We start from the raw sequence: 18,605 nt of genomic DNA on the forward strand, positions 1-18,605 counted from the left end.
GCTATCGTTCTATCTTTTTTTCCTCATGTCTTTTTGGCGTTTGTCGGAAGGTATCAATATAGATAAGAGAGGAAGGGTTTCCATGTTTAAGAAGATCTTTGGTGTTCTTCAAAAAGTCGGAAAAGCGTTAATGCTTCCAGTAGCGATTTTACCGGCAGCAGGTATTTTACTTGGATTTGGTAATGCATTTCAAAATCCACAGTTAACAAATGTTATTCCTGCTTTAAAAGCAGATTGGTTCGTAATGGTAGCAAAAATTATGGAACAATCTGGTGATATTATTTTCGCTAACCTTGCATTATTATTCGCAGTTGGGGTAGCGATTGGTTTAGCTGGTGGAGACGGAGTAGCTGGATTAGCAGCGTTCGTCGGCTACTTAATTATGAACAAAACGATGAGTGTGTTCTTAGAAGTAGATAAGCTAGTGAAAGTAACAAGTTCTGGAGCAGACCCAGTAAAAATTGGATTTACAGATCCAGCATATGCAAACGTATTAGGAATTCCAACGCTACAAACGGGAGTGTTTGGTGGTATTATCGTCGGTATAGTAGCGGCATATTGCTACAATAAATACTTCAACATTGAATTACCATCATACTTAGGTTTCTTCGCAGGTAAGCGTTTCGTACCGATCGCAACTGCAACATTCTCTTTAGTAGTAGGTATAATCATGTGTTTCATTTGGCCATACATTCAAGGTGGCTTAAATACGTTCTCACATCAAATGATTGATGCAAATAGAACATTAGCAGCATTCATATTCGGTTTAATTGAACGTTCATTAATTCCATTTGGATTACATCATATTTTCTATTCACCGTTCTGGTTCGAATTCGGTCAGTATACAAATGCAGCTGGCGAATTAATCCGTGGTGACCAAAAAATCTTTATGGCACAGTTAAAAGACGGTGTAGAATTAACAGCAGGTACATTTACAACTGGTAAGTATCCGTTCATGATGTTCGGTCTTCCAGCAGCAGCATTAGCAATGTACCATGAAGCACGTCCAGAAAATAAAAAATTAGCAGCTGGTATTTTAGGTTCTGCTGCATTAACATCTTTCTTAACAGGTATTACAGAACCACTTGAATTTTCATTCTTATTCGTAGCACCAGTACTATTCGGAATTCACGCAGTATTCGCTGGTCTATCATTTATGACAATGCAAATTTTAGGTGTTAAAATTGGTATGACATTCTCTGGTGGTTTAATCGACTTTATGTTATTCGGTGTACTGCCAGGCCGTACAGCATGGTGGTGGGTAATTATTGTTGGTCTTGTACTAGCAGTTATTTACTACTTCGGATTCCGCTTTGCAATCCGTAAATGGGATTTAAAAACACCTGGTCGTGAAGTAGCAAATGCGAATGACGGCGCAGGTAAAACAGAAGCAGGAGAACTTCCACGTGAAGTATTAGTAGCACTTGGTGGTAAAGAAAACATTGCTTCTTTAGACGCTTGTATTACTCGTTTACGTGTTCAAGTTAACGAACAAAAGAATGTAAACAAAGATCGCTTAAAAGAGCTTGGAGCAGCTGGTGTACTTGAAGTTGGAAATAACATTCAAGCTATTTTTGGACCGAAATCTGACACATTAAAATCACAAATTCATGATATTATGTCAGGTCGTACACCTCATGTTGAAAAAGAAGAGCCTGTAAAGGTAGAAGAAACTCCTAAACAAGTTGATGAAAACGAAACAATCGTATCACCAATTGAAGGGAAAATCTTACCGATTACAGAAGTACCTGATCAAGTATTCTCAGGAAAAATGATGGGAGACGGATTTGCAATCGAGCCAACAGAAGGAACAGTAGTTTCTCCAGTTAACGGTGAGATCGTCAACGTATTCCCTACAAAGCATGCGATTGGTATTCAATCTGAAGGCGGAAAAGAAATTTTAATCCACTTCGGTATTGATACTGTAAAATTAAATGGTGAAGGTTTTGAAGCACTTGTAGCACAAGGCGACAAAGTGAAACAAGGACAACCATTATTAAAAGTAGATCTTGCATTTGTAAAAGAAAATGCACCATCTATCATTACACCAATTGTCTTTACGAATTTACAACAAGGACAACAAGTCGAATTGAAAAAAGATGGAAATGTTAAGAAGGGCGAAAACGCTATTATTGACATTCAGTAGGAATTTGACGCAAAATGTTTATAATTATAATAGGCGATGTGGTTGACCGAACATCGCCTATTATATACAATAGATGATGTAGTACTCACGTCTATACAACTAAAAAAATACTGTAATTTAAAGGAGATAAATTATCATGGAAAAAATCTTTAAAGTAACTAGCGACTCAGGAATTCATGCTCGTCCAGCAACTCTACTTGTAAACACTGCAAGCAAATTTGGTTCTGACATTAACTTAGAGTATAACGGAAAAAACGTTAACTTAAAATCAATCATGGGCGTTATGTCTTTAGGCATTCAACAAAACGCAGAAATTAAAATCACTGCAAATGGTGATGATGCAGCTCAAGCACTAGCAGCTATCGAAGAAACTATGAAAAACGAAGGATTAGGAGAATAATGACTCTTAACATTCAAGGGATCGCTGCATCAAGTGGGATTGCTATTGCAAAGGCTTTCAGACTTGAGAATCCTGAATTTAACATCGAAAAGAAATCAATTACAAACGAAGCTGCTGAAATTGCACGCTTAGACGCTGCGCTTGAGAAAGCAAAAACTGAATTAGAAGCAATTAAGGACCATGCTTTTGCTGAGCTGGGTGCTGATAAAGCTGCGATCTTTGAAGCACATTTATTAGTGTTAAATGATCCAGAACTAGTAAACCCAGTAAAAGATAAAGTAAATAGTGAAAAAGTAAATGCTGAATTTGCAATGGATGAAGTTGCATCAATGTTTATTTCTATGTTTGAAAACATGGATAACGAATATATGAAAGAACGTGCTGCGGACATTCGTGACGTAACAAAACGCGTTCTTGCACATTTACTAGGAATTAACTTCTCAAACCCTGGTACAATTTCTGAAGAAGTAATCATCATTGCTGAAGATTTAACACCATCTGATACAGCTCAGTTAAACCGTAAGTATGCAAAAGGTTTTACAACTGATATCGGTGGACGTACATCTCACTCTGCAATTATGGCTCGTTCTATGGAAATTCCTGCAGTTGTTGGTACGAAAGTTGTTATGGAGAAAATCCAAAACGGCGATATCGTAATCATCGACGGTTTAGATGGAGAAGTAATTGTAAATCCATCAGAAGAAACTCTTCGTTCTTTTGAAGAAAAGAAAGCGAAATTTGAAGAGCAAAAAACTGAATGGGCAAAATTAAAAGACCAAGCTACTGTAACAAGTGATGGACATCACGTTGAGCTTGTTGCAAATATCGGAACACCAAATGATGTACAAGGTATTATCGATAATGGCGGAGAAGGCGTTGGTTTATACCGTACAGAATTCTTATACATGGGCCGTGACAATCTTCCAACAGAAGAAGAGCAGTTCGAAGCGTATAAAGCAGTTCTTGAAGGTGTAAAAGAAGGTCAACCTGTTGTTGTTCGTACACTTGACATCGGTGGAGATAAAGAGCTTCCATACTTACATTTACCAAAAGAAATGAACCCATTCTTAGGATACCGTGCAATTCGCTTATGTCTTGATGAGCAAGATGTGTTCCGTACACAACTTCGTGCATTACTTCGTGCTAGCGTATACGGTAACTTAAAAATTATGTTCCCAATGATTGCAACTCTTGATGAGTTCCGTCAAGCGAAAGCAATCTTATTAGAAGAGAAAGCGAAACTTGTAGAAGCGGGTACAACTGTTTCTGATTCTATTGAAGTGGGTATGATGGTTGAAATCCCAGCTTCAGCAGTATTAGCAGATCAATTCGCAAAAGAAGTTGATTTCTTCTCTATCGGAACAAATGACTTAATCCAATACACAATGGCTGCAGACCGTATGAACGAACAAGTAGCTTACTTATACCAACCATATAACCCATCTATTTTACGTCTTGTAAAAATGGTTATCGATGCGGCTCATAAAGAAGGCAAATGGGCTGGTATGTGTGGTGAGATGGCGGGAGATTCACTTGCTATCCCATTATTATTAGGATTAGGTTTAGATGAGTTCAGTATGAGTGCAACATCTATTCTTCCTGCAAGAACACAGCTAAGCAAGTTGTCAAAAGCAGAAATGGAAACATTAGCAGAAAAAGCATTAATGATGTCAACTGCTGAAGAAGTTGTTGAACTAGTTAAAAGCATATAATCAATAAAAAAACCTGAGTCAATTTGAAATCGGTCTCAGGTTTTTTCTATGAGAAAAGTAAATCTTATTTTCTTACTATAGAGGATAAGGAACGGAATTAGATAGCGATAGCAACGATATCAGTTGGGCATACACGTAAAATACCAGTAAAAGTATTTCGATTTTGATTGTTCTTATCGTCTTTATTATTATCTTTATCGTCTTTGTTATTACGAGCTAAAGCAGAGAAAAGAGCAACGCCATTAGCGAAACCTTCAAAAATTACATTGTTGAATGTTCCGTTACCTCTAATGCTTAAAAGAGAAAGTTCTGTTCCAACTGAAATGCTAGCAAGTACGTTACATACAGCTGGTTGTTGTGGTTTTACCTCTCTCTCTTTCTCGCGATGGTCACGATGGTCGCACTCTCTTTCACGATGATGACAGTCTCTAAAGTTATCACAGCATCCAAATGATCCAAACATAATCCTCATCACCCCCTTCACACTTATAATCTATGTAAGTTTGGTAATGAGTGACTGGACAGAGAGTGGAATTTTTTCTGGGGGATTTTCTCATTTTAAAAGACTAGCTGGGTGTTTAGTATGGAATGATGTTTAAAATAGGGGAAATATCACAAAAAAGTGTAAAGACCACCGAAATGAATGAAATAGGTAGGCTTTACACTTTTTTACTTTTATATAAAACGATGATATATACAGGGAGAGCTAAGAGTAGTGGTGCAATGGATCTTGCAGTATGTTTTTCTGCGTCTAATTGGAACGTTTCTTCTTTTGGGAATTGTAACACTGATATGTTTGTAGCATCGCCAATAAAATATAACAGCAGTACAGTTACTATGTAACTTAAAAGTGCGATAAAGCTTCCGTATGAACTCAATGAAAATCCCTCTCTTGTTATCTATTTGTTATCATTGTATCATAATTGTAACAAAAACACACGGTTATATTTCGATACTTTAACAAAAATCGACACGAAACGCCATTTATGTGTATGGGAATAGCATGAAATTTACTATTTTTTTATGTATAGATGTCGAATAATACATTGTAATATTACGGGTGTGTGACAGAAGAAAAAGAAACGAAGGTAATGAAATTACCTTCGTTTCTTTTTTATCCCGTATTAACAGGCAGTAAGCCCCTCACGTTGATTAAAGGTTCACTTTATTATTTTGCCCATTCACTCACTTGTTCTACGCTCATTCGTGGTGCAGGATGACCTTTTAAAGTTGATTCACCAATTGTAATAAGCATAATTGGTACGTAACGAGATGAAACATTGAATTCTTCTGTAAGTGCTTGTGGGTTGAAACCACCAATAGCACAAGTATCCCAGCCAGTTGCTTTAGCCGCAAGCATAAGTTGCATTGCTGCTAAAGAGGCATTTGAAAAGGCTGCATCTCTTGGGAATTGCTCACGAGCATATGCAGACTCAATATTTTTAGCTAAGCGCTCTTTTGCTTCTTCTTTCATAAATCCTTGTTCTACAATTGGACCATAAACTGGTTCAACGTTTTTATAAGCTTCTAGATCACCTAAAATAGCGACTACAGCAGAAGCATCAAGTATTTGTTGCTGGTTATAAGCAATTGGATGCAATCGTTTCTGTACATCTTCACCTTGGAATACAAGGAATTTCCAGTGCTGCAAGTTCCAAGCAGAAGGTGCTTGAGCAGCTCCCTTTAAAATCTCGTGTAACTCTGTAGATGAAATTTCTTTCTCTGGGTTGAATGCACGTGTAGATGTGCGTTCGTATAGAACATTAAAAAAGTTGTCGTTTGTCATTATATATCCTCCAAGTAACATATCAAATTATAAAAAAATACATGTAATAGATTCTACTTACATTTTGTAAGTTGTCGAATTTAAGAATATAATATCTTTATTTTAATTGTCAAGTTTTAAAGAGGAAGCTAGGGCATTCATACAAACGATACAATTCCTATAATCATACACTAAAAAAGGAATTTATAGAGAAAAAGCGAAGAGAGCATTCTCAATTAGCTTGTTAATATGCATCCCTCACTCATTAAAGTATTTAGAGAACAGTCTTTTTATAAAATGTTTGTGAGGAATGCAGTAGAACAAGATATATGAAGTGAGTGAAGACTAGTGATGAACATACTACATTTTTTATTAGAGAATACGGTTTTCCAAAATGTATTACAAGATCTTCAGTTAAATGTCCTTTATATAGAAAATGGATGCACACATCAACAAACGATAGAAAATATTCATCCAAAATGTATGTTTATAGCAAATAGTTTTGAAGAAGGAGAATTATTGTTTCAGAGAACAAAACCACATATTGTAATTATGTATGTAACAGATTTTTCTCAAATAAAATATATAAAGAATATGTATAATCCACAGAGTACATTTATTGTCATTTGGGATCAACAGATAACAAGTGAGTTTGCAGAAGTGCTTACGTTAGGAATACGTAATATTGTGATAGCTCCTGTGACTCCACAAATGGTGTTAGAGGAAGTGAATAAGAGCTTGTATCAGCTTTCTTTAGTGCGGCAAGTAAGTTTGCAACAAGAACTACTTCAAACGATGTTTGATTTTCAAAATGATCTATTATTTATAGTAGAAGACGATGAGATTGTTGATTGTAATATAAATTTTTTAGAGTTTTTCGGATATGAAAATTTATTTGCCTATCGTGAGCAACATTTAGTATTTGCTGAACATTTTATTAGAGAAAACGGATACTATTCAACAACTCATGATATAACATGGTTAGATGATACATTATCATATGATAGAAGAATTAAGATGTCCAATTATGAAGGGGAAGTGTCAACTTTTTTATTGCGTGCGACACCACTGCCAGAAGATTTATCAAGATTTATTGTGAAGTGTACAGAGATTACAGAATTAGATGAAATCTATCAAGAACAAGAAAGGCTTGCTATGATAGATTCGTTAACAGAGATTTATAATCGTTTGAAGTTCCAACAAATACTAGAGGCAGAATGGGATAATGCAATGCGTAACGATGAAAAAATAGCACTTATTTTATTTGACATAGATAATTTTAAAACAGTAAATGACACGTATGGCCATGATTTTGGTGACTTAGCATTAATTCAGCTTGCAGAGCTTATGAAATCTAAAGTGGAGCAGCAACATGTATTTGCAAGGTGGGGAGGAGAAGAATTTATTATATTAGTAACTAATACAGTAGAAAAAGAAGCGTTTCAGGTTGCGGAATCATTACGATTTTTCATTGAAACAAAGCATTTCTCCGGAATTTCGAAATTAACAGCGAGTTTTGGAGTCGCGTTATATGAACAAGGGATTACAAGAGAAGAATTAATGCAACGAGCGGATATTGCATTATATGAAGCGAAAAAAAATGGGAAAAATCAAGTGTGTGTATATAGAAAAGAAAAAAAGTGATTTTTCGCAACAAATTGTTGCGATTTTTTTTTATTGTTTGATAATAGAATGTGGGGGGGATTTTGGACGAACAACATGATAAAAAAAATAATGACGATGGCTTCGCTGTCTGCTGTAGTTTGTGGTGGAGTATACTATTTTCTCTGTAATCCCAATATAAAGGAAAGCACTGTATTAACAACTAAGGTGAATCCTACTATTGAATCAGAAGTACAAGAGAATATAGGAGAAAAAGAAGAACAACAAATTGATTATGCTAGTATATCTCAAAAGTTAGATCAATATTTAATAGGAAAGCAATTTAATGGAACAGTTTTAGTAACAGATAAAGAGCATGTTATATTGAATAAAGGATATGGATATGCTGATGTTCAATATAAGATAGAAAATACGCCTCAAACAAAATATCGTGTCGGTTCTATTACGAAAACAGTCGTGGCCACATCTATTTTACAGCTGCAGGAACAAGGGAAGTTAAATATTCAAGATAATGTAAATAAATATATTCCCTCTTTTCCGGTAGATAAAAATATCACCTTATATCATTTGTTAACACACACATCAGGTTTACCAGAAAGCGGAAAAGGGAAAGTGAATGCAGCTTCTCGTATAAATTTAGTAAATTGGATTGGAAGTCAAAAATTAGAATTTCCACCAGGCACAGGTTGGAGATATACAGATTATAATTATATGGTGCTTGCCTATATTATAGAAAGCATATCAAAAAAACCTTTAGGAGATTACATAAAAGAAAATATATTTACTAAAGCAGAAATGCATGAATCTGGTATGGGAAATATGGCTCAGGGAGATCAGCATTTTACTAAAGGATATGTAAAGAAAGAGAATGTACTTGAACCTGCACAAAAATTGTTAATGGAGTGGTTATACGGATGCGGTGAGATGTATACGACAGTTGGCGATATGAAGAAGTTAGACGAAGCGATTATAAATGGGAAACTTCTTTCTGAACAAAGTAGACAAGCGATGTTTTCACCTTCAACAGAACGAAAATATGCATATAGTTTTTACATATATCCAGATTATTTTCATAATCATGGTGTACTATCTGGTTGGAACACTTTCAATAATTTTAATAAAGAAAAAGGCACTTTTGTTATATTATTTTCAAATGTGAAAAATAGTATAGATGATGATTTTAATAATGAGTTTCGAAAGATGGTAAGTGATTTATTAGAACAAAGGGGATGAGAAAATGGAACGTAAAAATGTATCAATAGGTTTCATCGGTATTGGTGTAATGGGAAAAAGTATGGTGCGTCATTTAATGCAAGACGGCTATCAAGTATATGTATATAATAGAACGAAAACGAAGACAGACTCTTTAGTGCAAGATGGTGCAAATTGGTGTGATACACCGAAAGAGTTAGTGAAGCAAGTTGATGTTGTAATGACTATGGTTGGATATCCACATGATGTAGAAGAAGTGTACTTTGGGATAGATGGAATTTTGGAGAATGCAAATGAAGGTACGATAGCAATTGATTTCACGACATCTACACCAACATTGGCAAAACGTATTAATGAAACCGGTAAAAGTAAGAATGTATATACGTTAGATGCGCCTGTATCTGGAGGAGACGTTGGTGCGAAAGAAGCAAGGCTCGCAATTATGGTCGGTGGTGAAAAAGAAATATATGAAAAATGTTTACCGTTATTTGAAAAACTAGGAACAAACATTCAGTTGCAAGGACCAGCTGGAAGTGGACAACATACAAAAATGTGCAATCAAATTGCGATTGCTTCTAACATGATTGGAGTATGTGAAGCTGTTGCTTATGCAAAAAAAGCTGGACTAGATCCGGATAAAGTATTAGAGAGTATTTCAACGGGAGCAGCAGGTAGTTGGTCATTGAGTAACTTAGCTCCTCGAATGTTAAAGGGAGATTTTGAACCAGGGTTTTATGTAAAGCACTTTATGAAAGATATGAAGATAGCTTTAGATGAGGCTGAAAAATTGCAATTACCAGTACCAGGTTTAAGTTTGGCGAAGCAATTGTATGAAGAGTTAATAAAAGATGGGGAAGAGAATAGCGGAACACAAGTGTTATATAAAAAATACATAAAGGGGTAAATGAGATGGATCTACAAAGATTTGATGAGATGATTGATACTGTACAACGAGCAACTTGTATACAAATTAGTGAAAAACAAAAAGAAGCTTTTAAACAAAAATATGATTTTGGGCCGGAATTCGAATATGGAAGAGATGAGAAGGGGCATTATGTTATTCGAACTTCAAAAAAGATGTTAGAAGAAATGGAGTTTTATTTGGCATTGAAATATGATCGAGATGGGGTTGATCTTTATATGCAAGCAGAGATTGACGGTATATGTCACGTATCTGTTAGCTATAGTGAAGACGCCTTGCACTTACAAGAATTGTTTCAATTTCTAGAAGAAAATAAATAAAAGTCCTCATTTGAGGACTTTTATTTATTTAGGTATATATAATTTTTATAATTATAAGCTAGAAGCTCTGCGGCATCGTTCGATTGGGAATGGAATAACTTGCGCGATGTGATTAGGACCGAATTGTTTTGCACGAGCATGGCGTACTATATAAAATGCACACAGAATTGAAACAGGAATAGCACCGAATAAGCCGAAAAATAAAGCGCTTACACAAGATGCGACAAAACCTAAAACACCAACTTCTAACTCTTCCATAATAGCTCCTAGAATAACAGGAAGTGCTCCACACGTAACCCCTAGTATAAGTGCGATAAGTAAACTCATGATTATCCCCCTCTGTTTGCGATATTCTTTTCCTTTTTATTTAATTGTAGTATATCATAAACAAAACAGAATTTTCAGAAAAAATTCAAAAAAAGTTCAATAAATGTTCAAAAAGTGTTAAAAAATTTGCTTAAAAAATAGAAGGGGAGATTGTTTTGGAATAGAAGGACTCATATGTTTGAGAAAATAAAAAATCAGGCTTATTTCATTTTTTGAAATAAGCCTGTTCCATAGGAGGATGTATATATGTAGAGTGAATAAAAGGTTGGAAAAGGGGATCCAAGTCCTTTTATTCAACTAACTACCTTAATAAATTGGAACCCAGCCTTCAGTTGTAACAAAAATACGAATAGCTACAACTTGACGATCATCTTGCAAGGTAAAATAATGTCTTGCATTTTCAGGAACAGATATGAGATCGCCTGGCTCAAGTTCAACGTCAAAGAATTTCCCATCTTTTCCTTCAATAGCAAAGATGCCATGACCACTAACAATAAAGCGAACTTCATCATCAGTATGATGGTGTTCTTTTTGGAAATTAATTAATAATTCTTCAAGGTTAGGTGTGCTATTTGAAAGTGAAATTACATCATGTGCTTTATAACCTCGGCGCGCTGAAACATCAGCGATTTCTTTTGAAAACACAGCTAATATTTCAGCCTTGTTTTCATCTGTTAACGAATAATTTTCATTTAAATGAGTAGGAAGCTTAGAAATATTCCATTTCTCATATAAAACGCCTTCCTCTTGTAGAAATTTAGATACTTCCACTTCATTTTCGATGCGAGTATTTACTTCATGAATACGAATTTGCGCCATTAGAAACGCCTCCTTGAATTGATAATAGTTTTATATGAAATTGGAATAAAAACTCATAAGCTTCTAATCTTTTCTTTGCATCAAAGCTATCTCGGCCCCATACGGTAATACCGTGGTTACGGATTAATACTGCTCCCGAATCGCCTTGTATATGCTTTCGGAAGTTTTCTCCAAGCGTTGGGATATGGGCATGGTTTTCGATAATAGGAATGTGAATTGTTGCACCTTCTTCCCAAATATCGAGAGCTTTAATAATTTCTTGATTTTGAAGGGTGACTGCATCACTATATAAATTTGTGATGACGTTATTATCAGTTGTATGAACATGAAGTACGCACCCAGCATTCGTATTGTTATAAATATGTGTATGCAATATTGTTTCTGCTGAAGGGCGTAATTCAGTCTCTAATACGGGAAGCCCTAGATGATCTACTAATAGAAAATCATCTGGAGTAGTTTTTGTTTTATCTTTACCACTTGCTGTAATAAGAAAAGTAAGTGGCTCATGACTAACCTTTATAGAAATATTACCACTCGTTGCTGGAAACCAATTTCGTGTTGTTAATTCTTTTTTTATCTCGCTTAAGTCATACCATTGACGAAAAAGTTGTTTCATGATTTCACCTCCAACAAATGTTTTAATTGGGTTTGAACATCGTGAAATGTTTCAAACGGTGTATAAGCAATATAATTCTCTTCACACTTTGTAATAAGGAAGTCGCGAGCAAATACTTTATCTGCTTGTTTCGCAGCTTGTAAATCAGTAATTGAATCTCCAATCACAATATGGAAGTCATTCGTATCACTTAATTTACGGATTAAAGATGATTTGCATAATCCACAATGATTTTGACAATGATGATCACAAGGATGCGGCCACTTAACTGTAATGAATTCACTTGAAAAGTCTGTTTCATTACAGTAAATTTGCTCTTTTGGAATGATTCCTTGTAAGAGTGGATAGACGAAGAAATCCATTCCACCTGATATAACGTAAAAAGAAATGTTATTTTTATTTACAAATTGTATAAATTCATGAAAACCACTACGGATTTCAGCAGTTTTTATTAAAAATTGAATCATATCATCGTGTAGACTAGTAGGTATTAATTGAAATAATTGAGAAACACCTTCTTGAATAGACAGCTCTTGTGATAAAATTCTATTCTTTACTTCTTCGGCTTCTGGTGGTGCGAATTTTTCCATAATGGACATAATGTTATCATTATTTGTAATCGTGCCATCGAAATCACAAAATACTTGAATACTCATAATTTCACCCCATGAGAGGGATTTCCCCATATTTGTAGTGCGCTATGCAAATTTATGTCATCTACTTCATGGAGTGGTGTATTTTGCAAAGTAGCATTAATTGCAGTACGGAAAGCTTTACCGCCCCCTTGCGCCCCACTCGGATGTCCATGTATCCCGCCGCCAGCATTAATAACAACATCTTTACCGAAATCTCGCAAGATAAAGGGAACGAAACCAGGGTGAATACCAGCAGACGGAACAGAAAAACTCTTCTTGAAAAATGCATCGTCTTCAGTTAAATGTTTTGAGATGGCAAGAGCCTCCTCTTTTTCTAGTGCAACACTTCCGTATGGAGATGGGAATAATGAAAAGTCAGCCCCAGCATAACGTAGTAGCTTCCCTAGTAATAATGGAGAGGAAACTCCATATAACTTGGATGCTGAATAAGCACCACTTACAGCAGGGTGTGCCATAATAGGAACTGGGATTTCATCATCTTCTGCAAGTGATTGTAGTACATCTAGTCCGTAAGCAAATACATTAAATAATAGAATATCTGCCCCAGCTTGCACTGCGCGTTTCGCATTTTCTTTTAAATCAAAAGTTCGTCCTGTTAAATTTACGGCATATAACGTTTTATGTCCGTATGTTTCATATACGGATTCTAAAACTTCTTTTCCAGATACAATGCGTTTCGTAAGTGGTGTTAATGTATTCTCAAATAATATTTCATCATCTTTTACTATATCTACACCACCAATTGCTTGATCGCGTAATTGCGTTTTTAAATACCCAATATTTCGTCCAATCATTCCTTTAAAAATACTCATTAAAAGGGGACGCTCATGCACTTGTAAAAGATTTTGAATACCATCTATCCCGAATTTTGGACCAGGGAAATATTGTTTTAACTCGTCTGAAAATGTTAAGTCGATTAATTTCACTTCGCCATCAAGTGATAGCTTTCCGAATGTAGTTGTTAAAATTGCTGGTAAGTCCGGACTAAAGTTTAATAACGGATATTCAATTTTAATAATCCCGCGTTTAACTTTTTTACGTAAATACGAATTGGTATGTTCTTGTTCAGCTAGTTCCTCAACATGAATGACGTTGCCTTTATGCTGTTTTAATTGTTCTTGCAATAAGTGTGGCAAATGAGTCCAAGAGCCAATTGTTAAACCGAGTGCAATTTGCTCGGCTTTTTTTTCTAAGTTATGTGAATCATCATGGATTAAATACGTTGCTATAATTCCGCTCATTGTTAAAACCTCCTAGTTAAATAAAAAAACCTCTCAGCTAAGGAGAGGTTTTTTTACAACCAGCTCCTTATCTGTCAGCATAATGCTGCGAGAATTAGCACCGTGTCTACAATTGTAGATCGGTTGCCGGGTTTCGTCGGGCTCGTCCCTCCACCTGCTCTTGATAAGAAGTATTTAGAAATGTTTAAATTTTTAAGATAACTGAATTTTGTCAGATATTTTTCATGTTGTCAATTACTTTTTGAAAAAATTTAATTTATCAATTCGATTAATGGCTTCTCGTAATCTATCTTCTGTATGCAAGAGACCAACACGGACATATCCTTCGCCATGTTCACCAAATCCAACACCAGGAGCAACTGCAACGTGTGCTTTTTCTAGTAAAATATCAGAAAATTGCTCAGATGTATATCCTTTCGGAACAGGAAGCCATGCAAAGAATGAGCCTGTTGGAATATCTACATTCCAACCAATTGAGTGACAAGCTGAAACAAGAGCGTTTCTTCGAGATTCGTAACTATTTACAAGGTCTATTACGCAAGACTGTGAACTTAATAGTGCTTCGCGGGCAGCATCTTGAACTGCACCAAAAATACTAACATACATATGATCTTGTAATAAGTTAATTGTCTCAATCACACTTTCATTCCCCACAGCAAAAGCGATGCGCCATCCAGCCATATTGAAAGTTTTCGATAGAGTGTAAATTTCAATACCTGTATTTTTAGCACCGTCTGCTTGCAAGAAACTAACAGGTTTTTGACCATCGAATCCAATAGCACCGTAAGCAAAATCATGAACGACTAATATATTATGTTTATTAGCAAAATGAATGGTTTCATCAAAGAAATCTTTTGATGCAGTAGCACCAGTAGGATTATTTGGATAGTTTAAAAACATTAACTTTGCACGCTTAGCGGTAGTGGCATCAATTTTTGTATAATCTGGTAAAAAATTATTTTCTGCAATAAGCGGCATTGTTACAAATGGTGCTTTTGCTAAAGCAACTCCTGATAAATAATCTGGATAGCCTGGATCTGGAACGAGAATAGTATCACCAGGGTTTGTAAAACAAAGTGGTAATTCTACTAATCCAGCTTTTCCACCAAACAAAATAGCAACTTCTGTTTTTGGATTTACTACTACATCATATTCGCGTTGATAGAATGTTGCCACGGCTTCTTTTAAACTTTCGTGTCCGCGAAATGGCGGATATTTATGATGAATGGTCTTTTCAGCAGCATCTTGTAAGGCTTTTACGATATGCTGCGGTGTTGGTTGATCTGGATTACCTTGCCCTAGATTAATAACATCGTGACCAGCTGCAACGACTTTGTTAACTTTTGCAACAAGTGAAGCAAAAAATTGTGTAGGCAATGATGTTACTATCTCAGAAGGTTGAAATAATTTCATACTTTCCACCTCTTTTGAAAGTTGTTACAATTCTAGTGACAAATGATATAATCTTTCCAGTATTTTGTAAAGAAAAAATTAAGAATGGGGCTGACAAAATGAAAGTCGCATGTATTCAAATGGATATTGTCTTTGGAGATGTAGAAAAAAATATTGAGAATGCTAAAAATAAAATAAGCGAAGCGATGAAGGAAAGACCAGATGTGATTGTCTTACCAGAACTATGGACAACGGGATATGATTTAACGAGGCTTACTGAAATTGCAGATAGGGATGGATTGCAAACGAAAGAAAAGCTGAAAGAATGGTCGAAGCAATATGGTGTACATATTGTCGGTGGTTCTATAGCGAAGCAAACAGAGCAAGGTGTTACAAATACAATGTATGTGGTAAACAAGGAAGGAGAACTAGTCAATGAATATAGTAAAGTGCACTTATTTCAGCTTATGGATGAACATAAATATTTAATCGCTGGAAATAGTACAGGTGAATTTAGGCTAGATGATGTAGAGTGCGCCGGCACAATTTGTTATGATATTCGTTTTCCAGAGTGGATGCGCGTTCATACTGCTAAAGGTGCAAAAGTTTTATTTGTTGTAGCAGAATGGCCATTGGTTCGTTTAGCGCATTGGCGTTTGTTACTGCAAGCAAGAGCAGTTGAAAATCAGTGTTATGTTGTTGCATGTAATAGGGCAGGAAAGGATCCGAATAATGAGTTTGCCGGTCATTCTTTAATTGTCGATCCTTGGGGCGAAGTTGTTGTAGAAGCGAATGAAGAAGAATCAATTTTATTTGGAGAGCTTCATTTTGAGAAAATTAAAGAAGTACGCAAAGGAATTCCAGTTTTTGCAGATCGTCGTCCAGAATTATACAAATAAAATGTTGACAAGTGATTTTTATTCTTGGTATAGTCTTCAACATAAAGTTAAAAATTCGAAAAATTATACAACTCTTATCAAGAGCAGGTGGAGGGATTTGGCCCGATGAAGCCCAGCAACCGACCGTAATACCATTGTGAAATGGGGCGTTTATTTACGCCAAAAGGCACGGTGCTAATTCCAGCAGAAAGTAAACCTTTCTGGCAGATAAGAGGGGAGAAGATAAACTTCAAACCTCTTTCTTTGTGGAAAGAGGTTTTTCTACGTCAGAAAAACCTCTGAATTAAAAAAGGGGGAGAAGACGATGGGATATTATTCATTAACTGAAACGACAGCTATACAATATGCGAAAGAACATGGTTATTTTGAAAAGAAAGCAAATGTAGTTTGTCATGAAATTGGAGATGGAAATTTAAATTACGTGTTCAAATTAGATGATGGAGAGAAGTCTATTATAATCAAACAAGCACTGCCATATGCGAAAGTAGTTGGTGAGAGCTGGCCACTGTCTATAAAAAGAGCGACGATTGAAAGTAAAGCATTACAAATTTTTGCGAAGTATGTGCCGGAATATGTGCCGGTAGTGTACAGTCATGATGAAGAGTTAGCAGTAACGGTCATAGAAGACTTATCAAGGCTAACAATTACAAGAAAAGGATTAATAGATGGAGAGGAGTACCCGCTTTTATCCCAACATATTGGTCGTTTTCTAGCACATGTTTTGTTTTATACTTCAGATTTCGGGTTAGAGTCAGAAGAGAAAAGGGTACTAGAAGGTGCATTTGTAAACCCAGACCTTTGCAAAATTACAGAAGATTTAGTGTTTACAGATCCGTTTAGTCATTATGATACGAATGATTATGAACCAGAGTTACAACTAGCGGTGGATGAACTGTGGAGTGACAAAAATTTAAAATTAAAAGTAGCACAGTATAAATATAAGTTCTTAACAAGAAAAGAAGCGCTTATTCATGGTGATTTACATACTGGTAGTATTTTTTCATCACCTGCTGAAACGAAAGTAATCGATCCCGAATTTGCAACATATGGTCCATTTGGATTTGATCTTGGCCAATTTATTGCAAATTTATTATTAAATGCACTATCCCGTGAAGAGGAAAAAAGAAGTGTGCTATTTTTCCATATTGAGAAAACATGGAGTTATTTTGTAGAAGCTTTTACGAAGTTATGGATTGGAGAAGGTGTAGAAGCATATACGAAAGAGAAACAATGGTTGCCAATTATTTTGCAAAATATTTTTACGGATGCCGTTGGATTTGCCGGATGTGAGCTTATCCGTAGAACAATTGGCTTAGCGCATGTAGCTGATTTAGATGGAATAGCAAATAAAGAAACGAGAATTCAAGCTAAGAAACAAGCGTTATCCTTAGGTAAAGAACTAATAAAATATGAATCTAAGAGTGCTGATATTCAACTGTTCCGAACATTATTTCAACAGACAGTTTTTGGAGGGATAAAAGCATGAGTACAATTGTTACTGTTCCGAGATCTGTCAGTTGGAAGGGTGATGCCATTGCAGTATTAAATCAAACAAAGTTGCCGCATAGTACAGAATACAAAACATTAACGACGATTGAAGAGGTATGGAAAAGTATTGTCATGCTAGAAGTACGAGGAGCACCTGCAATTGGAATTGTAGCTGCATTTGGCTTGGCGCTTGCATCAAAAAAATATAATACTGTACATAAGGAAGAATTTCAAAAGAAGTTTAATAGAGATTGTAATTATTTAGGAACGTCACGCCCGACAGCAGTCAATTTATTTTGGGCAATCGATCGTATGAGAGAATCCATTCGAGAAATTACTACAATAAAAGAAGCACAAAAAAAATTAGAAGAAGAAGCGCTTCTCATTCAGCAAGAAGATGAAGCGGTATGCCGGAGTATTGGAGAACATGCATTAACATGCTTTAAAGACGGTGATAACATTTTAACAATTTGTAACGCTGGAAGTATTGCAACTGCTAGATATGGTACTGCATTAGCACCGTTTTATATTGGGAAAGAAAAAGGTGTACGTTTACATGCGTATGCGTGTGAAACGAGACCGGTTTTACAAGGAGGGCGTTTAACGACCTGGGAATTAAAACAGGCAAATATTGATGTAACACTTATTACAGATAATACGGCAGCGCATGCTATTCAAACGAAAGAAATAAACGCGATTATTGTAGGAGCGGACCGGATTGTCGCAAATGGAGATACAGCAAATAAAATCGGAACAATGAATTTAGCTATATTAGCAAAGTATTTCGATATTCCATTTTACGTTGCAGCTCCGTTATCTACGTTTGATATTACGAAACAAACAGGTACAGAAATTGTTATTGAAGAAAGAGATGAAACCGAAGTTACGAAAATTTTTGGAAAACAAGTGGCGCCAATTGGTACTGATGTTTATAATCCTGCATTTGACGTAACACCGAATGAATTAATTACAGGTATTATTACTGAAAAAGGCATCATACACAGAGATTATAAACGGGAAATTGCATCGTTATTTGAAAGACAAGCTAATACATAATAGCTTGTTTT

Annotated in this window: 19 protein-coding genes and 2 riboswitches; of the genes, 10 read left to right on the forward strand and 9 right to left on the reverse strand. The window is 35.6% G+C overall.

The window, feature by feature from the left end; genetic code table 11:
- Positions 1-82 precede the first annotated feature (82 nt).
- The 3 genes from ptsG (at position 83) to ptsP (ending at position 4,258) form a co-directional block, all read left to right on the forward strand.
- A complete protein-coding gene (gene ptsG, locus QEP67_RS07110; protein ID WP_000473194.1) occupies positions 83-2,146 on the forward strand; it encodes a PTS glucose transporter subunit IIABC in 2,064 nt (687 codons plus the stop codon).
- A 136-nt stretch (positions 2,147-2,282) separates the two neighbouring features.
- Complete coding sequence (gene ptsH, locus QEP67_RS07115; protein WP_000411080.1) at positions 2,283-2,546, forward strand: phosphocarrier protein HPr; 264 nt, start codon at positions 2,283-2,285, stop codon at positions 2,544-2,546.
- Positions 2,546-4,258: a phosphoenolpyruvate--protein phosphotransferase gene (gene ptsP, locus QEP67_RS07120; RefSeq protein WP_000174214.1), complete on the forward strand. Its 1,713-nt coding sequence runs from the start codon at positions 2,546-2,548 to the stop codon at positions 4,256-4,258. The genes ptsH and ptsP overlap by 1 nt, the downstream gene beginning before the upstream one ends.
- Positions 4,259-4,355: 97 nt before the next feature.
- Here ptsP and QEP67_RS07125 read toward each other — a convergent pair whose 3' ends face one another.
- The 3 genes from QEP67_RS07125 to QEP67_RS07135 all read right to left on the reverse strand — a co-directional run bounded on the left by QEP67_RS07125 (position 4,356) and on the right by QEP67_RS07135 (position 6,044).
- Positions 4,356-4,721 (reverse strand): DUF3915 family protein, encoded by a 366-nt coding sequence (locus tag QEP67_RS07125; RefSeq protein ID WP_000468033.1) that lies wholly within the window; start codon positions 4,719-4,721, stop codon positions 4,356-4,358.
- Positions 4,722-4,917: 196 nt separating this feature from the next.
- A complete protein-coding gene (locus tag QEP67_RS07130; protein ID WP_000100492.1) occupies positions 4,918-5,136 on the reverse strand; it encodes a hypothetical protein in 219 nt (72 codons plus the stop codon).
- A 290-nt stretch (positions 5,137-5,426) separates the two neighbouring features.
- Positions 5,427-6,044 (reverse strand): nitroreductase family protein, encoded by a 618-nt coding sequence (locus QEP67_RS07135; protein ID WP_000180385.1) that lies wholly within the window; start codon positions 6,042-6,044, stop codon positions 5,427-5,429.
- A 330-nt stretch (positions 6,045-6,374) separates the two neighbouring features.
- On the opposite strand from QEP67_RS07135, the gene QEP67_RS07140 reads away from it, so the two are divergent.
- From QEP67_RS07140 to QEP67_RS07155, 4 genes are all read left to right on the forward strand, one after another.
- Positions 6,375-7,667: a GGDEF domain-containing protein gene (locus tag QEP67_RS07140; protein ID WP_001023198.1), complete on the forward strand. Its 1,293-nt coding sequence runs from the start codon at positions 6,375-6,377 to the stop codon at positions 7,665-7,667.
- Between the two features lie 75 nt (positions 7,668-7,742).
- Positions 7,743-8,879 carry a serine hydrolase domain-containing protein gene (locus QEP67_RS07145; RefSeq protein ID WP_002107772.1) on the forward strand — a complete coding sequence of 379 codons (1,137 nt, stop codon included), beginning with the start codon at positions 7,743-7,745 and terminating at the stop codon, positions 8,877-8,879.
- Between the two features lie 4 nt (positions 8,880-8,883).
- Positions 8,884-9,762, forward strand: a complete 879-nt coding sequence (locus tag QEP67_RS07150) for an NAD(P)-dependent oxidoreductase (protein ID WP_000440181.1) — start codon at positions 8,884-8,886, stop codon at positions 9,760-9,762.
- 5 nt (positions 9,763-9,767) lie between these two features.
- Positions 9,768-10,100, forward strand: coding sequence for a DUF3909 family protein (locus QEP67_RS07155; protein WP_000365719.1), 333 nt, complete (start codon positions 9,768-9,770; stop codon positions 10,098-10,100).
- 51 nt (positions 10,101-10,151) lie between these two features.
- Here QEP67_RS07155 and QEP67_RS07160 read toward each other — a convergent pair whose 3' ends face one another.
- The 6 genes from QEP67_RS07160 to QEP67_RS07185 form a co-directional block, all read right to left on the reverse strand.
- Positions 10,152-10,427 (reverse strand): hypothetical protein, encoded by a 276-nt coding sequence (locus QEP67_RS07160; protein WP_000054671.1) that lies wholly within the window; start codon positions 10,425-10,427, stop codon positions 10,152-10,154.
- 306 nt (positions 10,428-10,733) lie between these two features.
- Positions 10,734-11,246 (reverse strand): cupin domain-containing protein, encoded by a 513-nt coding sequence (locus QEP67_RS07165; protein ID WP_000057319.1) that lies wholly within the window; start codon positions 11,244-11,246, stop codon positions 10,734-10,736.
- A complete protein-coding gene (locus QEP67_RS07170) occupies positions 11,224-11,862 on the reverse strand; it encodes a methylthioribulose 1-phosphate dehydratase (protein WP_000811321.1) in 639 nt (212 codons plus the stop codon). The genes QEP67_RS07165 and QEP67_RS07170 overlap by 23 nt, the downstream gene beginning before the upstream one ends.
- On the reverse strand, positions 11,859-12,518 hold the full coding sequence (locus QEP67_RS07175) for a 2-hydroxy-3-keto-5-methylthiopentenyl-1-phosphate phosphatase (protein ID WP_000027485.1): 660 nt from the start codon (positions 12,516-12,518) through the stop codon (positions 11,859-11,861). Before QEP67_RS07175 ends, QEP67_RS07170 begins: the two co-directional genes overlap by 4 nt.
- Positions 12,515-13,759: a 2,3-diketo-5-methylthiopentyl-1-phosphate enolase gene (mtnW, locus tag QEP67_RS07180; protein ID WP_000014194.1), complete on the reverse strand. Its 1,245-nt coding sequence runs from the start codon at positions 13,757-13,759 to the stop codon at positions 12,515-12,517. The genes QEP67_RS07175 and mtnW overlap by 4 nt, the downstream gene beginning before the upstream one ends.
- Before the next feature lie 64 nt (positions 13,760-13,823).
- Positions 13,824-13,929: riboswitch (SAM riboswitch) on the reverse strand.
- A gap of 64 nt (positions 13,930-13,993) precedes the next feature.
- Positions 13,994-15,172 carry a pyridoxal phosphate-dependent aminotransferase gene (locus tag QEP67_RS07185; protein WP_353706551.1) on the reverse strand — a complete coding sequence of 393 codons (1,179 nt, stop codon included), beginning with the start codon at positions 15,170-15,172 and terminating at the stop codon, positions 13,994-13,996.
- A 14-nt stretch (positions 15,173-15,186) separates the two neighbouring features.
- Here QEP67_RS07185 and QEP67_RS07190 point away from each other — a divergent pair, with 14 nt between their 5' ends.
- The 3 genes from QEP67_RS07190 (at position 15,187) to mtnA (ending at position 18,594) form a co-directional block, all read left to right on the forward strand.
- Positions 15,187-16,050: a carbon-nitrogen family hydrolase gene (locus QEP67_RS07190; protein WP_002107779.1), complete on the forward strand. Its 864-nt coding sequence runs from the start codon at positions 15,187-15,189 to the stop codon at positions 16,048-16,050.
- Positions 16,051-16,121: 71 nt separating this feature from the next.
- Positions 16,122-16,264, forward strand: a riboswitch (SAM riboswitch).
- 90 nt (positions 16,265-16,354) lie between these two features.
- Entirely contained in the window at positions 16,355-17,536 is a 1,182-nt protein-coding gene (mtnK, locus tag QEP67_RS07195) for an S-methyl-5-thioribose kinase (RefSeq protein ID WP_048565667.1), read from the forward strand.
- Positions 17,533-18,594, forward strand: coding sequence for an S-methyl-5-thioribose-1-phosphate isomerase (gene mtnA, locus QEP67_RS07200; protein WP_000104619.1), 1,062 nt, complete (start codon positions 17,533-17,535; stop codon positions 18,592-18,594). Before mtnK ends, mtnA begins: the two co-directional genes overlap by 4 nt.
- Positions 18,595-18,605 lie beyond the last annotated feature (11 nt).

It is taken from the genome of Bacillus cereus group sp. MS39 (assembly GCF_040448665.1).
Taxonomy (GTDB): domain Bacteria; phylum Bacillota; class Bacilli; order Bacillales; family Bacillaceae_G; genus Bacillus_A; species Bacillus_A wiedmannii.

Coding starts and splice junctions, on each gene's coding strand:
- ptsG (WP_000473194.1), top strand. CDS start 83: ATGTTTAAGAAGATCTTTGGTGTTCTTCAAAAAGTCGGAAAAGCGTTA.
- ptsH (WP_000411080.1), top strand. CDS start 2,283: ATGGAAAAAATCTTTAAAGTAACTAGCGACTCAGGAATTCATGCTCGT.
- ptsP (WP_000174214.1), top strand. CDS start 2,546: ATGACTCTTAACATTCAAGGGATCGCTGCATCAAGTGGGATTGCTATT.
- QEP67_RS07125 (WP_000468033.1), bottom strand. CDS start 4,721: ATGTTTGGATCATTTGGATGCTGTGATAACTTTAGAGACTGTCATCAT.
- QEP67_RS07135 (WP_000180385.1), bottom strand. CDS start 6,044: ATGACAAACGACAACTTTTTTAATGTTCTATACGAACGCACATCTACA.
- QEP67_RS07140 (WP_001023198.1), top strand. CDS start 6,375: ATGAACATACTACATTTTTTATTAGAGAATACGGTTTTCCAAAATGTA.
- QEP67_RS07145 (WP_002107772.1), top strand. CDS start 7,743: ATGATAAAAAAAATAATGACGATGGCTTCGCTGTCTGCTGTAGTTTGT.
- QEP67_RS07150 (WP_000440181.1), top strand. CDS start 8,884: ATGGAACGTAAAAATGTATCAATAGGTTTCATCGGTATTGGTGTAATG.
- QEP67_RS07155 (WP_000365719.1), top strand. CDS start 9,768: ATGGATCTACAAAGATTTGATGAGATGATTGATACTGTACAACGAGCA.
- QEP67_RS07160 (WP_000054671.1), bottom strand. CDS start 10,427: ATGAGTTTACTTATCGCACTTATACTAGGGGTTACGTGTGGAGCACTT.
- QEP67_RS07165 (WP_000057319.1), bottom strand. CDS start 11,246: ATGGCGCAAATTCGTATTCATGAAGTAAATACTCGCATCGAAAATGAA.
- QEP67_RS07170 (WP_000811321.1), bottom strand. CDS start 11,862: ATGAAACAACTTTTTCGTCAATGGTATGACTTAAGCGAGATAAAAAAA.
- QEP67_RS07175 (WP_000027485.1), bottom strand. CDS start 12,518: ATGAGTATTCAAGTATTTTGTGATTTCGATGGCACGATTACAAATAAT.
- mtnW (WP_000014194.1), bottom strand. CDS start 13,759: ATGAGCGGAATTATAGCAACGTATTTAATCCATGATGATTCACATAAC.
- QEP67_RS07185 (WP_353706551.1), bottom strand. CDS start 15,172: ATGAAATTATTTCAACCTTCTGAGATAGTAACATCATTGCCTACACAA.
- mtnK (WP_048565667.1), top strand. CDS start 16,355: ATGGGATATTATTCATTAACTGAAACGACAGCTATACAATATGCGAAA.
- mtnA (WP_000104619.1), top strand. CDS start 17,533: ATGAGTACAATTGTTACTGTTCCGAGATCTGTCAGTTGGAAGGGTGAT.